This window comes from Streptomyces sp. NPDC004721 (assembly GCF_053601495.1).
On sequence record NZ_JBSGBZ010000096.1, the window covers coordinates 1 to 16747 of the forward strand.

A 16747-nucleotide genomic window follows, 5' to 3' on the forward strand; every position below is an offset into this window, starting at 1 on the left:
CAGGGCACTCAAGATCCTGTGGATGGTGGTCCTGGGAAGGCCAATCCTGTGGGCCAACTCGGACTGGGTCAGCCCCCCGGGTGTCTCGCGGATCGTACGGAGTATCTGGGCGGCCCGCGAGATCACCTGGATACCGCTGTGGCTCCGTGCGCTCGTCTCGTCGGATTGTAAGGTCATTTCCCCATCCTGCCCCTGTGCACGGATCACCACGGAACTCCCGGCGCGCGGGTGTCCCGGTGCCAGGCGATGAACAGCGAGGCAGGTGAACTCGTTGCAGATGTGCTGCAGCAGCGCCCCGGCCGGCTCCGTGGGGACGGCCTCCTCCGTCCCGCCCGGGAGCGGCTCCGGTGGCCGGAAGATCCCGCCCGAGGGGGAGGCGGCGGCGCATCGCCGGCCTCCTTGCGCCATCGACAGGTTGACCACGCCCCCTGTGTCATGGTCAGCCACTACCGACGCCACGCAGACCCGTTGGCGGACCGCCTCCAGCCCTGGGCCCACACCACCAGATGATCCCATCAATCACCGGCCCTCGAGATCTCCCCACATCCGAGGCCGGCGGCCTCAGCCTCCCCGTACGCATCGGCTTCGACGTTGCGCCGCGCGGCGAGGTGAGGCCTGCGCGGCTCGAAGCGGCGCTCCTCGTGCGACAGGTCGGGCAACACCGCCGGTGTTCACCTCACCAAGCCCGGAAGATCAGCCGCTCAGCTGAGCTTTCACACAGGGAGGCCGGTTGCGTCGATCAGGTTTCGCCGAAACTCAACTGATACTTTCGAGCGTTCTCAGTCGTCGTGTGAATGACCAGCATCCGTGCCGGGTCTGTTGATTCATTCATCACTTCAATCGTTTCGTCCTCTGCGACTAGTACGGAGTCATAGCGCCCGAGGAGCACATCCTGCCCCTGCCTCTTGAACCTGAGTTCACCTTCGGTCACCAGGTAGACGGCGGCGCCGCTCTTCCCCGCGACACGACTCACCTTGCACCCGGGAAGATACGTGGCCAACGCGACCCAAAACCCCGGGTCGCTGGTCCTATCAAGCCCCTGCAGGCGCACCCTGTGATACGCGGCGTTGTCCTTCGCGCCGGGTGGCACCGGATAGCTGCGCGCATCCGCAATGCGGCTCAGTTCCATGCTACATCTCCAAACTCGTCATGAGATTAGTCAAGTCGGGTATCTGACGTCGGGATGGACAGAGCGTCACTCGATGTTCTTTTCCGTAGGAGCCGTTCCGGCCCGAAGGTTTGAGAGCCCTTCACCGAGAACCCCGATCCTGCCGAGACATTTCCGCAGGTGTTCGGCGGAATTGAGGATGAACTCGTCTGACCGCGCGTCTGATACGGGATTTCGGAGCGCTTCGGCGCCGAGTGCGTCCCCGGACGCTACGCGTGCCTCATATTCGTTTGCCATCCTGACGATCTGGGACAACTCCTCGACAGTCATGTCGGGGTGTGCTGCCAGCCATACCGGGTTGTAGATGTAGAGAGGGAGTTCTCCGTTTGTGCGTGTGGCTCCCTCGATGGACAGGGTCAGGCGCGGAGCGCGCTCGATGAGCGTCGCCAGGATGTGCTCCCACCGCATCACACCGTCGCCGCAAGGCAGCAGGAAGCGCGCGATTCCCTCCGGCGTGTGGAACAGGCCGGCGTCTCGGATCTGGGTGGCGCGCACGTACGGCGCCAGCCTGGTGGCCGCGGCATGCGGATCCTCGCCTCGTACCAGCACGTTCGCCGTGTCGAACGTGACCCCGAGAACGTCAGGACCGCACCGCTCGACCAGGCGGACCAGTTCGAACGAAGTTATCTCTTCGTGGGTTTCGACATTGAGATGAACGCCGAGGTCCCTGAGGGCAGGCGAGATGGTTCCGACGAACTTACGAGTGGCGTCGAGTTGGTCCTGCCACTTCACATCGGTACGGAACCGGTCGCACGCGTAGAGGCCCGCTATGCGGAACTGGTAATTGGCGGTGTAGGTCCACAGTTCGCGGATGCCGATGGCGGCGCAGGCCTCGATCATGCGCATGAGCCCCGCAGTGTAGTCTCCGTCGCCCAGCACCCGGATCTCTGGAGATTCTGGGCTGGCGAACGGGTTGATGGTGGCGATACCGGCCTCGAGGTACAGGCCGCAGTCACGCGCGTGGTCGGCGACGTCACTCATCTCGACCGGGTCGAGCGTCCGGCTGAGTTCGAAGGCAGATCTGAAGAAGACCCCGTCCAGGCCGAACTCGGCGGCTCGGTCGAGTGTCCAGTGAGGACCGCCTTCGCGCGCGCCGGTGAGCTTGCTGCTGTCCAGTCCGACAGGAATGTGTTGTGATGTCATGTCGTCGGCCTAGGCGAGGTCCACCAGGCCACGGCGGAACACGTTGTTCGGATCGTAGACCTTCTTGACCGCGGCGAGACGTTCATACTTGTTTCCGTAGACGAGCCGCGCAAGTTGTTCGTCGCCCTGGACGCTCGTGAAGTTGATGTAGGTGCTTCCCTGGTAGGCCTCCAGCTTGTCGGAGAACTCCTTTGCCCACGCCACCAATTCGGCCTTCTCGGATTCGAATTCCCAGTCCGCGCCGACGTTCGCGCCCCACTGGTCCTTGCGCTCGGTCATCGAGGTCGAGTTCGGGTCGACCCGGGAGTTCGCGCCGCCGCCGGTCTGGATCTCGAAGGGGCACTGCATTTGCGGTGCGATGTTCGCGTGCGCCTGAAGATGCCGGCCGGGATACCGGTCCGAGTAGTCGATCATGGTTTCGAAGGCTGCGTCGGGCAGAGCAGTCAGGTAGGAGTGCTTCCAGTAGTGTCCGACCCCATAACGGAACTCGTCGTCACAGGCGTGCTGCAGCCGGACGTGGGGTACCTGGTACGACTGGGACCACACGGGCTCCGCGGCCCTGAACATCGGCTCGGTGATTCGGAAGGACTCGTTCTCGTCGCCATAGTGAACGGTCGTGATGTTCAGCACCGGGCGGCCGCGGTGGGGCGTGGGAATCTGCGACCAGTAGGGGGGCACCTCGAGGAGGCGCGCATACGTCGTGACCGAGTCCGGTGCCGTCATCGCCCAGTCGCGGAAGAACTGGAGCACCGAGAGCCGGTCGTCGGCTGCGAAGAATGCCTGCCGTACGTTTGCTTGGCCGGGAATCGGCACGTGACGGAAGGTGAAGGAAGTGACGATCCCGTAGTTGTGCCCCGCGCCCTTGAGGGCCCAGAAGAGGTCGGGGTGCTCGTCGGCCGATGCGGTCACGATCTCCCCGCTCGCGAGGACGACCTGTGCTGACACCAGGTAGTCAGCGGTTGCGCCCAGGAGGCGGGAGAGGTATCCGGCCCCGCCCCCGAGCGTCAGACCTGCGACGCCCGTGTGCGACACGACGCCGGCCGGGACGACGACACCGTGATCGGCCGCGGGTCGGTCCACATCGCCCCATCGGCAGCCACCGCCTACGGTGACCAGCTCGCGGTCGGGGTGGAACCAAACCTGGTTCATGGGCCCCATGTCCAGCATCACGGCGTCGTCCATGACCGCCGTGCCTGCGAGGTTGTGACCACCGCCGCGCACGGTGACATCGACGTCGTTGTCGAGGCACCAGCGCAGCGCCTTCGCGACGTCCGTCGCCGATGCGCAGCGAACGATGGCGGCAGGCTTACGGTCGACGTCGGCGTTCCAGACGCGGCGGGCCACGTCGTAGGTCGGGTCGCCCGGCAGTACGAGTGGCTGGGAGACCAGAGAGGCGAGTTCGCTGATTCGAGCGTGGGCAATTGAGGTCATGAGAACTCCTCGGAGTTGGGCTGGCTGGCTAACGTGAGTTGCTTCTCGCGTGATCGCGGCTCATGACTGCGATACGGCTCTCAGATGGTCGGCGCACTCGACTGCGAACCGTTCGAGGGTGAGAGCGTCGTCCGGCTTGCTGAGTACATGGAATCCCGGCCTGTCGCCAGCCGACACAGCTCGCCTGTACGCCTCCGTCAACTCCACTAGGCTGGCGAACTCTGAAACGGTCAAGTCCGGGTGAGCTGCGAGCCATCGTGGTTCGTGGACGTCCATCGCAAAGGGGATACGCGAGTGCCCCACTGCCTCGATCGAACCGTTCAGTGAACTGGGGCTGTCCTGCAATGCCTCCAGCAGTGCATCCCAGCCGATCACCCCTCGGCCGCACGGAACGACGAATCGCGTGAGTCGGCCATCAGCGAAACACAGGGCGATGTCACGCAGATGCGTCATCCGGACATAGGGAGCAACACGGCGTGCCGCCGCTGTAGGGTGCTCACCGACCATCACCACGTTGGCCGGGTCGAACGTGATCCCGAGTACATCGTCTCCGACTGCTTCCACCAGGCGCACGAGTTCGAAGGTCGTGATCTCTTCGTGGGTCTCGAGGTTGAGGTGAGTGCCATGGTGCCGCAGGCACGGGGCCAGGTCACGGAGAAAGTTCTCGGTGGCGGCGAGCTGGTCGCTCCACGTCGTGTCCGTTCGAAACCGGTCCGTTGCGAAGAGGGCTGGGAGTCCGTGCTTGAAGCGGCCGGTGGTCGTCCACAGTTCATGACAGTCGACAGCTGCGGCCGCCTCGATCATTCTTTCCATGCCCGCCAGGTAACTGCCGCCTCCGAGCTCGCGCACATGCGGTTGTTCAGCGGTCATGAATGGATTGACCATGCCGACACCGAATTCCAAGTACAGGTCGAAGTCTTTTGCCGCATCAGCGACATCGGACAAAACTGACCTGTCGAGGCTGGGCGTGATCTCGTACAGCGTTCGGAACAGTGCACCTTCGAGCCCAAGGTCTCTGGTCTTGGCCAGAGCGGAAAAAGGAGAGACCAAGTCAGGTGGCAGAGCAGCGCCAGCCAGATGGACATCCCAACCGATTCTCAACGTCGACCGCCTTTGTTGCATAGCGTGTATCAGTTCTTCATCTTCTGCCAAGGGGTTTCAGGGCCGGGGCATCCGCTTGAAGGAATGGAGATCCGGGATGGCCTCCAGTAGCTCACGCGTGTAGGACGCGGAGGGGCCGTCGAAGACTGCTCGCTTTGACCCCTGCTCAACGATTTGGCCCTGGCACAGTACGGCGACTCTGTCGCAGAGTTGGTGCACGACGGCCAGGTCGTGCGCGACGAACAGGACAGCCAGTTCGAGCTGCCGTTGCATGTCGAGGAGGAGATTCAGCACCTGCGCCTGCACGGACACGTCAAGAGCCGACACGGGTTCGTCGCAGATCAGGAGGCGGGGGCGCATGACAATGGCGCGCGCGATCGCGATGCGCTGGCGTTGCCCTCCTGAGAAGGATCGCGGGTAGCGCTCCATGTCCTTGGCGGTCAGTCCCACCATCTCCAAGGCTTCGGCGATTCTGTCCCGCGCCTCGGAGCCGCCGGCCAGTCGATGAATCGCCAGGCCCTCACCGACAAGCTTCCCGACGGTCATGCGTGGGTTGAGACTGGAGTACGGGTCCTGGAAGACGACCTGAACCTCTTGCTGGACTCGGCGCCGTTGGCTGCGCGACGCGCGCGTCAGGTCGATGTCGTCGTACCACAATTGTCCGCTGTCGGCCTTGGACAGGCCTGTGTAGCACCGGATCAGGGTGGACTTGCCGGAGCCTGATTCACCGACCAGTCCCGTCACCTGCCCCCTTTGCACCTCCAGGGTCACATCGCGTAGCACTGGAACCGTTTTGCCACGCGCGCGGTAGGTCTTGTTCAGGCCGGTGATCTTGACGACTGCGCTCATGTCACTCCCTTGGCCGCGCTGACGTCGGCGACGAGGCACGCGACGGTCCCTGTGTCTGCTGTCGCGCGAAGTGCCGGCACGATCTCTGCGCAGGCGTCGGTGCTTTGGCTGCAACGCGGGTGGAAGGCACACCCCGCCGGCCGGCTGGTGGGCGCGGCGGGGGAACCGGGAATGGAGATCAGTTCTCGATCGCCGCTGACCCGGGGCACGGCGCCGAGAAGGCCGCGCGTGTAGGGGTGGCGTGGGGACAGAAAGAGCCTGTCCACACGGTTCTCTTCCACGATGCGGCCGGCGTACATGACCGCGGCGCGGTCGGCGAAGCCGGACACGACCCCCAGGTCGTGAGTGATCAGGAGAACGGCGAGTTCGCGGTCTTCGGCTATGCGGTCGATCAGGGCGAGGACTTGCTCCTGGACTCTGACATCCAGTGCGGTGGTGGGCTCGTCCGCGATCAGGACGCGAGGCTGGGCGATGAGAGCCATGGCCAGAACGACTCGCTGCCGCATGCCTCCCGAGAACTCATGCGGATAGGCCTTGAGCCGGTCCTTGGCGCGCGCGACTCCGACTTCGTCGAGGATGCTTGCCGCTCGGTCGTAGGCCTCGCGCTTGCCGACGCCCCTGATTCTGAGCGGCTCGGCGAGTTGGGCTCCGATGGTCGTGATCGGGTCCAGGGCTCGCAGGGGGTCCTGGAAGACCATGCCTATCTCTGCTCCGCGGATCGTCCGCATTTCGCGCTCTTCCATGGACACCAGATCTCGTCCCTGGAATGTGATGCGTCCGCCGACGCGAAGTTTGCGGGTGAGGCCGATGACGGCGTGAGCTGTCAGGGTCTTTCCCGATCCTGATTCACCGACGAGTGCGACACGCTCTTTCGGCATCACGGTCAGGTTCACCTGGTCGACGAGTGTGATCGATCGGCCCTCACGCTCGAGCGACACGCTCAGGTCCTCGATCGCCAGAATAGGAGTGCGCGCGGTGGCTTGGTCGGTTGAAGGCGACTCGTAGGGGTTTTCGCTGCGCGCCTCAGGAGAGGTGTTCATGAGGTCTCCCGAAGGTTGGGGTCTCGCCAGGTCTGCAGCAGTTCACCGAGCAGACCGAATGTGATGACCGACAGGGTGATGGCGACGCCTGGAAAGAACGCCATCCACCAGGCCGTGATCACTTCGCTGCGACCGTCAGCCGCCATGGCACCCCATTCCGCGCTGGGAGGCTGAGCGCCTACACCGATGAAGGACAGGCCGCCGAGCATCAGTGCCATTCCACCCACGTCGAACGCTGCCTGAACCCCTAGCAAGTCCGTCGAGTTCGGCAGCAGGTGCCGGGTGACGATGCGCCAGCGAGAGGCGCCCATGAGTCGTGCGGCTTCGAAGTAACTTGCCGTCATCGTCTCCCGCATGACGACACGTGACATGCGGATGTATGAGGGGCACAGGCTGATGACGAGTGCGATCAGCGCCGATCGCAGACTGGGGCCCAGAGCCATCGCGATGCCCAGTGCGAGCACCATGTTCGGCAATGCGAGCGCGATATCGCAGATGCGCATGATGAGTTGATCGAGCCACTTGGGCAGCGACGCTGCGAGTGCGGCGATGGCGACTCCGATGAGAGCCCCGGCCGCGACGATGAGGACGGATGACAGCAGGGTGCTTCGCGCTCCGACGAGCAGGCGGCTGAAGACGTCCCGCCCTTGCTGGTCTGTCCCGAACCAGTGCTCGCTGCTTGGCGGAAGCAGTGCGTCGTGGGGCATGACCCGGTAAGGATCGAGAGGCGCCAGGCGATCTCCGAACACCGCGACGACCAGCAACAGCAGCGCCAGGAGAACGATGACCCGATTGAACCACTTGGCGTCGGCCGACGGCCGCCGGCGCAGAAGGGCGGAGCCGACCATCGTCGGCTTGGTCACCGTGCTCATGCGGCACTCCCCTCGGCGGCTCGAACGCGCGGGTCGAGCACCATCTGCAGCAGATCGACCACGAGGCTTGCGATGATGACGACACCCCCGATGAACAGGACGCCGCCAAGAACGGCGAAGGAGTCCTTCTGCGTCACGGCTGCGCCGATGTACGAACCGATTCCCTGTCGCGTGAAGATGGCCTCCACCAAGACGGTTCCCCCCACCATCCATCCGAATTGCAGGCCGACGATCGTGAGGGACGGGACCAACGCGTTGCGAAGTGCGTGGACCCACAGCACCCGTGACCGGGACGCCCCCTTCGCGATGACGACCAGGATGTATTCCTGTTCGAGTTGGGACAGCATCGCTGAGCGCACCGTTCGCATCGTCACCGCGCAGAAGGGAGCTGCCATGATGGCGGCCGGCAGAACGAGGTGATACAGGGCGTCTCCGAAGGCGTGCAGGTCACCGGCCAACAGCGCGTCAATGGTCACCGCGCCTGTGCGCGTGGGCACGTCGACTCCGAAGGAGAGTTGGCCGGTGGACGGAACCAGGCCGAGCTTTGTCCCCAGGAGGTAGTGCAACATCACGCCGACCCAAAATATCGGCATTCCACCCCACATGACGGCCAGGAGCCGGCTCACGAGATCCGGTGTGCGATCCCGCCAGCTTGCCGCGACGACCCCGATGGCGGTCCCCACGACGAGGTTGATCACCATCGCGGCCAGGACGAGTTCGACGGTGGACGGGAGTACCGCAGTCAGATCCTGCCGGATCGGCCGCAACGTCGCGATCGATGTTCCCAGATCGCCGTGCACCAGTCGGTCGAGGTAGGGGAAGTACTGCGTACCGATGGACGAATCGAGTCCCAATCGGTGGCGGACCTGCTCAACCAACTCGGGCGAGGCGCCGCGACCCGCGGCTACCCGTGCCTCGTCTCCAGGCATAGCCTTGATCATCAAGAAGACGATGGTTGCAAGTCCCCAAAGGGTCACGATGGCGAGCGCCAGGCGCTTGGCCGTGAAGATGAGCAGGTCCGCCATTGATTCGCTACCCCACCTTCAGGTACAGCGGGTTGACTGAGGGATGGATGGGACTGAACGTCACTCCCGAGATGTCAGCCCGCGTCACGACCAAATTCGTACCATTGAGCAGCGGCGCGATGGCGTAGTCGTCGTGAATGATCGTCTCAGCCTGCTTGTAGAGACTGCAGCGGTCGCTTTCGCTGGCGTCGGATAGCGCCTGAGTCAACAGTTTGTCGACACGCGGGTTGCTGTATTGCGAGTAGTTCGCTCCGGTCCCCACGAACTTCGAGTCGAATTTGCTGTACAGCATCTGACCCGGGTCGGGGTACAGCGGCGCATCCCACACAAGAGCCATGTCGGGCGTGGTCTGCGGCTTGCTGAGCATGCCGAGGTAGGCAGCGAAGGTGACCGAGCGAAGGCTCACAGTCAGGCCGACGTCTCGCAGGTTCGACTGCAGAAGAGTGGCCTGGTCCTTCAGTTCCGAAAGGCCCTCGGGGTAGACCAGGTTGAACGTGCGGCCGCTCGCGCCGGCCTCTTTCAGCAGTTGCTTGGCACGACCCTGGTCCTGAGCCGGCGTCGGGAAGTCCGCGTGGCATGAGAAGAAGCTGGGAACCACTCCTGTTGCGATCTTCCCGTTGCCGCGCAGGATGCTGGACAATGCCCCCTTGTAGTCGTAGGAAAGCGTTATTGCTTCCCGGACCCTCTTGTCGGACAGGACCGGCGACTTATTGTTGAAGACCAGGTAGCTCTGGGCGGCGAAGGGAAGCTCGACCACCTTGTACGAGCTGTTCTTCCTGAACGGCTCCACATCGGCGGGAGACATGGTCACCCCGACGTCCAGGTCGCCGGACAGGAGCATGTCGCGTATGGATGACGACTCTTCGCTGTTGGGCAGCACGAAATGCTCGGGGCGGCTCGCCTTGAAGTCGAAGTACTTCGCGTAGCGGGACGTCTGTATGGAGCTTCCCGGCTTGAAGGAGGTCAGGGCGTAAGCACCGCTGCCGGCCTCATGTGAGGCGAGCCATGCCTGTGCGTGATCGGAGCCTTCGTGCTGCTTGACCAGTTTCGAGTTGAGAATGTACACGCGCGACAGTGCACCCAGGAAGCTGGAGTCGGGTCGCGACAACTTGATCTCGACGGTGCGCTTATCGATGGCTGTCGACGACGCGTAGCTGCTCGTGAGAGACGCGACACCGATGCCCAATGCCTTCACGCGATTGAGCGTGTACACCACGTCGTCCGCTGTGACCGGAGAGCCGTCGTGGAAGGTGACCCCCTGACGGAGCGTGAAGTGCAGTGAACGAACGTCTGGCGACACCTTCCAGCTCTCGGCCAGATACGGAGTCACATTGCTCTTGGCGTCATAATCGATCAGGGTGTCATACATCATCGACGAGGGGGTGTCGTTCTGGATCTGTGTGGACAGCACCGGGTCCAGGGTGTTGATGCTCCCTGACAGGGCCATCGTCTGCTTGCGGTCTGCGGTGCCGGAGTTTGCTCCTCCGCAGCCGGTCGGCAGCAGGACAAGAGCCAAGGCAGCGGAGGCGATTCCAAGCCGCCGGGTGCGCACAAAGATGGTCATCATTCTCCATGCCGTAATGCATCGCCCGCGCGATGCGCGTCGGCCGCCGACCGTGTCCCGTGGAGGAGGGGGGCGGATTTCTTGCGGTCAATTCCCCCGTTTTGCGTGCGATTCAGTCTCTCGTGCCGGCCCAACACCGGTTACTAGGCGGGAACCACATGCAGCTGGTTGGGGACACTGTTCAGTTCCTCGTATCCGTTTTCAGTGACGAGAACAGTTCCACCGATACAGACGCGGCGCTGATTCCGCAGAGCATTCGGCTCGAACGCGAAGGCGACCCCGGCTTCGACGGTGAACTCACCGTCGCGCGGTACTTCAGGAGGCAGGGCAGGGAGGTGTGCCATCCCGGGGTCGACCGCGACATTGATGTGGGTGGGGCTGTTGAAGATCACTGGAGACACCGTCTGAATGTGCGGACCGGTGTTCCAGCATCCCGCCTCCACGAGGGGCTCATGCATGGCGTCGGAGAGCTGGGAGAACTTCACACCGGGTCGCAGGATCTCGAGTCCACGCCGATAGGACTGCATGGCGACATCGGCGACGAATGCCAGGTCGTCATCGGGCTCACCGACCGAAACGTCGATCTGCTGCTGGGTCTCGAATCCGCCGTAGAACGAGAACAGTTCGGCTGACACGGAGTCTCCGTCCTGGATCGTTCGCGACCCACCGCCCATGGAGGTCCACTCGGGAACTCCCCAGGCGAATCGATTGCGTCCGGATCGCATGATCAGGGTGGGGAACGCCATCCAGCCGCCCGCGGCAACGATGGCTCCGAGCGCCGCACCGCCCACTTCGCTTTCTCGCACACCCGGCCGGCAGGCATCGATGAAGGCCTGGCAGGCGATGTCCCCGATCTCAGCAGCCTTGCGAAGCATCTCCTGCTCTTCGGGGCTCTTGACCATCGTCATCATTTCGAACTGCTCGGCGACGTCAACGAACCGCGTCTTCGGGTTGGCTGCCGTGATGGCGATCCACGAGCTGTACGGAATCGATCCGGCCGGTTCCACGTGGATCCTGCTGCTCAGCCCTACGACTCCGACTCGCTTACCATCCAGCCCCCTTTCACGCAGAAAGTCCGTGATCGTCTTGACGGGCGCGCCGAGCCGCACATCCGAAACCCATCGATCGAACGCCTGCCCCGGTTCGTCGAACCGCGGGAGCGGGAATCGCCCCACCAGGTAAGCCGGTTCCGCATCCAGCGAAAGCGCTGCGATACCGCCGACCTCGTTGGTCACGTAGCGGTCCCACTTGTCGCGGCCGCTGCCGAAGACAAGCAGTCCTTCGATGTTGTTGCGCCGCATGAATTCCTGGAGGGCCGCCCATCGGCGGTCTCGCTCGGCGCGCGAGAGAACGGGGAAGTCGTGGCGGGGGGATCGACTCATGTCTTATCCTTTACCGACGAATTGTCTGCGATACATCAGAACCTGATAGGCGCACTTCGCCTGTCAAGTGCTGGAAGGAGCGTTGCCGTCCATGACCGTCCCGAATTCCTCGAGCGGCACGCCGACGATCAAAGCGGCCTTGTTCACGCCAGGGCGACGACACCGTCGAGCCGGCCATTTACCGCACTTCGAAAATTAGATGGAACGATAGGGCCAGTCAAGAGATTTGACGAGATTTCTTCTGTCATGCGGTATGGAATGACCGCATCGCGGAACAGGCCTGGGGGCAGACCGCAGGTGGGGCAGGCCCAGGCCGTGCTTGAGTTCCCGGTGCTTTCGAGCTGTGCGGCCAGCAAAGTGCGCGGGTGGTTCAGATCGGTCGACCGCCCCCGCACACCGCCAGGTGTCATAGCGTCAGGTCGACCCGGGTCCCCAGCCCGAGTTCCGCCGCCTGGTCGATGAGGAGGCGTGCGGTGGCGACGTCCTGCAAGCCGAGACCGACGGAGTTGTAGAGCGTGACCTGCTCGGGTGACTCGCGGCCGGGCCGGATGCCGGTGATGACCTGGCCCAGTTCGGTGCGGAAGTGCTCCTTGTTGATGGCTCCTTCGTGCAGGGGCAACAGGACGTCCCCGACTTCTCCAGCGCGGTGGCATAGGAGTCGACGACGACACGGGAGTTCAGGACTCCGTCGGTGTCGATCTCGCGGTGGTCGGGCCGGGGTGGCGCGCCGACCGCGTTGACGTGGAGGCCCGGCTGGAACCAGGCACCGCGGACGAGAGGGTCATGTGAAGGGGTGACGGTGCACAGCACGTCCACGCCCGACACGGCTTTGCGGATGTCGTCCACCGGCTCCGCGCCGAACCCCTCGGAGCCGAGTTCGGCCGCGAGCGCGACCGCCCGCTCCGGGGTGCGGTTCCAGATCCGCACCTGCTCGATGGGCAGGACGGCCCTCAGGGCGAGGGCATGGGCTCGGGCCTGGGCGCCGGCGCCGACCAGGCCGAGGACGCGGCTGTCCGGCCTGGCCAGGTGGCGGCTGGCGACGGCCGACGCGGCGGCCGTGCGGTAGCGGGTGACCGCGGCGCCGTCGAGCAGGGCCTCGCACGCTCCGGTCTCCGTGTTGGTGATCATCAGGGTGGTCTGCTGGACGGGGAGTCCGCGTCCAGCATTCGTCGGGATGTCGGAGAGCAGCTTGACCCCGACCGCGCGCGCATGGGCGGAGGCGGCTGCCATGGGCACGAAGACCGAGTCGGAGCCGGGCAGGCGCAGGGCGGCCGGGGCCGGCTGGGCGGCTCCGCCGCGGGCGAGTTCCGCGTGTGCGTGCTCGACCGCGTCGATGACCTGGCCGAAGGTCAGCATGCGCAGCACGTCGGAGCGGGTGAGCAGAAGGGTCATGACAGGCGCTCGGCGATCTTGGGGAAGAGGCGGAAGGCGTTGCCGTAGGCGATGGCGTCGACGTGGTCCTGGCCGAGGGCGGCGGCGTCGGCGAAGACGGACTCGCGCTGGATGCCCAGGACGGAGTCGCAGGAAAAGGGGATGTCCGTGCCGAAGAGGATCCGCTCGTGGCTCTCCAGCTTCTGCACCGGCCCCATGTTGAGCGTGGTGTCGTAGTAGATGCCGTCGAGCTTGGCGATCTCGCGGGGGACGTCGGCCGGGTCGATCTCGATGCGCCAGTCGGCGCCCGTCAGCTTGTACATGGCGATGCGCCACTTGAGGTAAGGGACCATGCCGCCGGTGTGCGGGAGGATGAAGCGGATGCCGGGGAAACGGGCGAAGACGTCCGCGCTGGCGAGCTTGGTGGCCATGCGGGTGGTGTCGAAGGTTCCCTCCAGGAGGGCCGGCGGCAGGTCGGCGACCGGTTCGGGGAGGATGGGGTGGGTGAACACGGGTGTGCCACGGCGGTCGAGTTCGGCGAGCAGGTCCGTGTAGGCGGGATCGGAGAGGTAGGCGCCGTCGTAGCTGGTGTGCATGCACACCCCGTCCAGGCCCAGCTCGTCAAGGGCGTGTACGGCCTCCTTGACGGAGGCGTCCGGGTCGGGCATCGGCAGGCAGGCGAACGCGCCGTAGCGGGTGGGATGTTCGCGGACCAGATCGGCGAGCGACTCGTTGATGGTCCGGGTGAAGGCCGCCTGCTCCGCCGGCGGGCAGAAGGAGGCACCGCCCGGGATGGAGAGGACGGACAGAGTGGTGCCGGTCAGATCCATCCGCTCGATGCCGATCTGCGGGGTCCACTCGGGCACGAACGAGGGCAGCGGGGCGCCGAGTTCGGCGCGCTTGGCCTTCATCACCTCCAGCTCGGCATGGTGGTGGACGTCGATCAGCCTGTTGAGGGGGACGCTGGGCGTGTTCATGCGGCGGTGTGCTCCTTCTGCTGGAGGCGGACGAGACGACGGCGCAGCTCGTCGGCGCTGGCGGTGACGAAGTCGACAGCGTCCTGCTCGGTGGACGGGGCGGCCAAGGCGGTGCGGTCCGCGCGCTCGCCCGCCTGCGCCTGTTGCTCGTAGCGGCGGGTGAGGGCGCGGACCCGGTCGAGTTCGCCATCGGTCAGGTCGGGATGCGCGGCGCGCCAGACGGGATCGGTGGTCCACAGGCTCAGCGCGAGACCGCTGAGGCCGGCGGCGACGGTTCCCTCGAAGACTCCCTCCAGCCCGAGTTCGACGGCCCGGGGGTCCACAGGGGTCCGTGCCGCTCGGAGCCGGGGAGCTTGCTGGCGTCGACGCCGATCCGGGGGCTCATGTGCGGGTTCCGGAGGTGTCGTCGCCGTTGTCGGACAGGTCGACGAGGCCGCGGCGGAACACGTTGTCGGGGTCGTACTCCTTCTTGACGTGCACCAGGCGCTCGTACTTGTCGCCGTAGACGGCGCGGGCGACGTCGTCGTCGCCCTGGACGGAGGTGAAGTTGATGTAGGTTCCGGTCTGCCACGGGTCCAGGGCAGCGCTGAACCCGCGTGCCCAGGCAACGAGTTCGGGTTTCTCCTCGGGGAACTCCCAGTCGGCGCCGATGTTGGCGGCGAACCGCATGTTGCCGAACTCGGGCAGGGCGTCGTCGCGCTGGGCGAGTGCGTCCGGGGAGCCGGCGAACATCTCGAAGGGGCACATCACCTGGTGGGCGATCGAGGCGCTGGCGTTGAGCGGGTGCCCGGGGTAGGCGTCGGACCAGTGCAGCAGCACGTCCAGGGCCTCGTCGGGGAGTTCCCGCAGGAAGGCGTGCTTCCAGTAGTGGCTGAGGCCGTAGCGGAACTCGTCGTCGGTGGCGTGCTGCAGGGTGACGTGCGGGAGGGTGCGGACGCTGGTGTAGATCGGCTCGGGGCCCTCGAAGAGCGGCGCGGTGAGCCGGGGCTCGTCGCCCGGGTCGCCGTAGGTGACGGTGGCCAGGGAGAGAACGGGCTTGCCGCGGTGGGCGGCAGGGAGCTGGGACCAGTACTCGGGGCTGGTGTACAGGCGCAGGTAGGAGCCGACCTGACGCGGCGCGTCGACGGCACGTTCGCGGAAGGCGCGCAGCACGGCGAGCCGGTCGTCGGCGCCGTAGAGGTGGATGCGGACGGTGGCCAGGCCGGGCAGGGCGACGTAGCGGAAGGTGAAGCGGGTGGCGATGCCGTAGTTGTGTCCGGCGCCCTTGAGAGCCCAGAACAGGTCCGGGTGCTGCTGCCGGTTGGCGGTGAGGATGCGTCCGTCCGCGACGACGACCTCGACTTCCTCCAGGTGGTCGATGGTGGGGCCGAACTGGCGGGCCAGGTAGCCGAAGCCGCCGCCGAGGGTGAGGCCGGCGACGCCGGTGTGCGAGACGACTCCGGCGGGCACCGCGATGCCCAGGTCCTCGCAGGCGCGGTCGACCTCGCCCCAGATACAGCCGGCGCCCACATGGACGAGTCCGGCCGCCTGGTCGACGCGGACGTCTGCGAGCAGACGGGTGTCGATGAGCACGGCGCCGTCGCCGACCGCGGTGCCGGCCAGGTTGTGGCCGCCGCCGCGCACGGTGATCGGCAGGTTCCGCTCGCGGCACCAGGTGAGGGCGGCGCTGACGTGCTCGGCGGTGGCGCAGCGGACGATCACGGCAGGGCGGCGGTCGATGTCGGCGTTCCAGACGGCGCGCATACGGTTGTAGTCGCGGTCGCCGGGCAGGACGACCTGGCAGCCGACGGCCTGGGCGAGGCCGGACAGGTCGGTGGGAGCTGTGGTGGTCACGGGCGAAGCATCCCTTCGGGTCATATGAGGGTGAGGGCGGGTCAGGCGAGCGCGGCCACGCAGGCGCGCAGGTGTGCGGCGGAGGTGCCGACGAAGTCGTCGTGCGCTGCGCACCAGGCGTCGCTGTGGAGTTCCAGCCCCTCCAGTCCGGGCGCGGTGCCGGCTTCGGCTCGTTCATTCCGGCGGACTGGAGGTCGCGAGCGGACCAGTCGTCGAAGGGACCAGTTGGTGAAGATGGTGTGTCCGATGATGTGGTCGCGGGTCTGCTCGGGTTGTCCCTCCTTGCCGTAAATCGTGTGCGAGTTGGGAAGTGAGAGGTGGTGGTGGGGGGTTGGGGAGGGCGCGTGCCGCTGCCCGGGAGCGCTCAGGGCACGGTCGATGGGCCTGGTGGCTGTAGGCGGCGAAGCACGTCGACGGCTCCTGACGGAGACGGTCCGGGGACACGGCAGGGTGCGTCAGGGCAGTTGACAGGTCTCACCGTGCCCCGGAGCTGGGTGAGAGATCAAACCGGCTTCACCGCCGGACGGCTCACGCCCATTCCTGTTTCGCGACGAGGTCCCGCAGCGCCAGCAGTGCCCGCGCGCACTCCTCCTCGCGGCCGTGAAAGCGCTGAGCCGGCATGGGGACGCTCACCGCCATCTGCTGGCCCGCCACTTCGAAGGCCACGCCCGCCGCGCAGATGCCGTCGTTCTGCTCTTCATAGTCGTAGGCGACTCCGGCCTCACGGATCTCCTTCGCCTGTTCCAACAGATCAGGGAACTTGGTGATGGTGCGCGACGTGAGAGACGGCAGTCGCGGAGGAAGAAGCTGACGCATCCGGCTCGGCGTGAGCGTGGCCAGGATCGCCTTTCCCGGGGCGCAGGAGTGCAGGGGGAAGCTCTCCCCCACTGCGCTCACCGCTCGCAGGCGATGGGGCGCTTCCACCTGGTCGAGAAACGTGATCACCCCTCCGTTCAGCACCGACAGGTCCACGGTCTCCACCAGACGAGCG

The 16747-nt window shown here is 65.5% G+C and carries 15 protein-coding genes and 1 pseudogene; all 16 read right to left on the reverse strand.

What is annotated here, in order from left to right; genetic code table 11:
• A partial coding sequence (locus ACWEK3_RS40000) for a helix-turn-helix domain-containing protein (RefSeq protein ID WP_453252014.1) occupies nucleotides 1-516 on the reverse strand: 516 nt, incomplete at its 3' end.
• Between the two features lie 223 nt (nucleotides 517-739).
• Entirely contained in the window at nucleotides 740-1129 is a 390-nt protein-coding gene (locus tag ACWEK3_RS40005; protein WP_453252015.1) for a hypothetical protein, read from the reverse strand.
• A 66-nt stretch (nucleotides 1130-1195) separates the two neighbouring features.
• Nucleotides 1196-2311: a sugar phosphate isomerase/epimerase family protein gene (locus tag ACWEK3_RS40010; RefSeq protein ID WP_453252016.1), complete on the reverse strand. Its 1116-nt coding sequence runs from the start codon at nucleotides 2309-2311 to the stop codon at nucleotides 1196-1198.
• 9 nt (nucleotides 2312-2320) lie between these two features.
• Entirely contained in the window at nucleotides 2321-3655 is a 1335-nt protein-coding gene (locus ACWEK3_RS40015; protein ID WP_453252017.1) for an FAD-binding oxidoreductase, read from the reverse strand.
• Between the two features lie 147 nt (nucleotides 3656-3802).
• On the reverse strand, nucleotides 3803-4894 hold the full coding sequence (locus tag ACWEK3_RS40020) for a sugar phosphate isomerase/epimerase family protein (RefSeq protein ID WP_453252018.1): 1092 nt from the start codon (nucleotides 4892-4894) through the stop codon (nucleotides 3803-3805).
• Nucleotides 4895-4900: 6 nt separating this feature from the next.
• Nucleotides 4901-5692: an ABC transporter ATP-binding protein gene (locus tag ACWEK3_RS40025; RefSeq protein ID WP_453252019.1), complete on the reverse strand. Its 792-nt coding sequence runs from the start codon at nucleotides 5690-5692 to the stop codon at nucleotides 4901-4903.
• On the reverse strand, nucleotides 5689-6732 hold the full coding sequence (locus ACWEK3_RS40030; protein WP_453252020.1) for an ABC transporter ATP-binding protein: 1044 nt from the start codon (nucleotides 6730-6732) through the stop codon (nucleotides 5689-5691). The genes ACWEK3_RS40025 and ACWEK3_RS40030 overlap by 4 nt, the downstream gene beginning before the upstream one ends.
• A complete protein-coding gene (locus ACWEK3_RS40035) occupies nucleotides 6729-7604 on the reverse strand; it encodes an ABC transporter permease (RefSeq protein ID WP_453252021.1) in 876 nt (291 codons plus the stop codon). Before ACWEK3_RS40035 ends, ACWEK3_RS40030 begins: the two co-directional genes overlap by 4 nt.
• Complete coding sequence (locus ACWEK3_RS40040) at nucleotides 7601-8629, reverse strand: ABC transporter permease (RefSeq protein WP_453252022.1); 1029 nt, start codon at nucleotides 8627-8629, stop codon at nucleotides 7601-7603. The genes ACWEK3_RS40035 and ACWEK3_RS40040 overlap by 4 nt, the downstream gene beginning before the upstream one ends.
• 7 nt (nucleotides 8630-8636) lie before the next feature.
• Entirely contained in the window at nucleotides 8637-10193 is a 1557-nt protein-coding gene (locus ACWEK3_RS40045) for an ABC transporter substrate-binding protein (RefSeq protein ID WP_453252023.1), read from the reverse strand.
• A 143-nt stretch (nucleotides 10194-10336) separates the two neighbouring features.
• A complete protein-coding gene (locus ACWEK3_RS40050) occupies nucleotides 10337-11575 on the reverse strand; it encodes a M24 family metallopeptidase (protein WP_453252024.1) in 1239 nt (412 codons plus the stop codon).
• A gap of 406 nt (nucleotides 11576-11981) precedes the next feature.
• Nucleotides 11982-12967, reverse strand: a pseudogene (locus tag ACWEK3_RS40055) (ornithine cyclodeaminase family protein).
• Entirely contained in the window at nucleotides 12964-13923 is a 960-nt protein-coding gene (locus ACWEK3_RS40060; RefSeq protein WP_453252025.1) for an amidohydrolase family protein, read from the reverse strand. Before ACWEK3_RS40060 ends, ACWEK3_RS40055 begins: the two are co-directional and overlap by 4 nt.
• Entirely contained in the window at nucleotides 13920-14246 is a 327-nt protein-coding gene (locus ACWEK3_RS40065) for a hypothetical protein (protein WP_453252026.1), read from the reverse strand. The genes ACWEK3_RS40060 and ACWEK3_RS40065 overlap by 4 nt, the downstream gene beginning before the upstream one ends.
• A gap of 58 nt (nucleotides 14247-14304) precedes the next feature.
• Complete coding sequence (locus ACWEK3_RS40070; protein WP_453252027.1) at nucleotides 14305-15756, reverse strand: FAD-binding oxidoreductase; 1452 nt, start codon at nucleotides 15754-15756, stop codon at nucleotides 14305-14307.
• A 528-nt stretch (nucleotides 15757-16284) separates the two neighbouring features.
• Nucleotides 16285-16747: IclR family transcriptional regulator (locus ACWEK3_RS40075; protein WP_453252028.1), on the reverse strand; the 463-nt coding region annotated here is incomplete at its 5' end.

What these genes read in the sequence shown, in the direction of transcription:
- ACWEK3_RS40035 (WP_453252021.1), bottom strand. Translation starts at nt 7,604, where the DNA reads ATGAGCACGGTGACCAAGCCGACGATGGTCGGCTCCGCCCTTCTGCGC.
- ACWEK3_RS40025 (WP_453252019.1), bottom strand. Translation starts at nt 5,692, where the DNA reads ATGAGCGCAGTCGTCAAGATCACCGGCCTGAACAAGACCTACCGCGCG.
- ACWEK3_RS40005 (WP_453252015.1), bottom strand. Translation starts at nt 1,129, where the DNA reads ATGGAACTGAGCCGCATTGCGGATGCGCGCAGCTATCCGGTGCCACCC.
- ACWEK3_RS40045 (WP_453252023.1), bottom strand. Translation starts at nt 10,193, where the DNA reads ATGACCATCTTTGTGCGCACCCGGCGGCTTGGAATCGCCTCCGCTGCC.
- ACWEK3_RS40010 (WP_453252016.1), bottom strand. Translation starts at nt 2,311, where the DNA reads ATGACATCACAACACATTCCTGTCGGACTGGACAGCAGCAAGCTCACC.
- ACWEK3_RS40030 (WP_453252020.1), bottom strand. Translation starts at nt 6,732, where the DNA reads ATGAACACCTCTCCTGAGGCGCGCAGCGAAAACCCCTACGAGTCGCCT.
- ACWEK3_RS40040 (WP_453252022.1), bottom strand. Translation starts at nt 8,629, where the DNA reads ATGGCGGACCTGCTCATCTTCACGGCCAAGCGCCTGGCGCTCGCCATC.
- ACWEK3_RS40050 (WP_453252024.1), bottom strand. Translation starts at nt 11,575, where the DNA reads ATGAGTCGATCCCCCCGCCACGACTTCCCCGTTCTCTCGCGCGCCGAG.
- ACWEK3_RS40060 (WP_453252025.1), bottom strand. Translation starts at nt 13,923, where the DNA reads ATGAACACGCCCAGCGTCCCCCTCAACAGGCTGATCGACGTCCACCAC.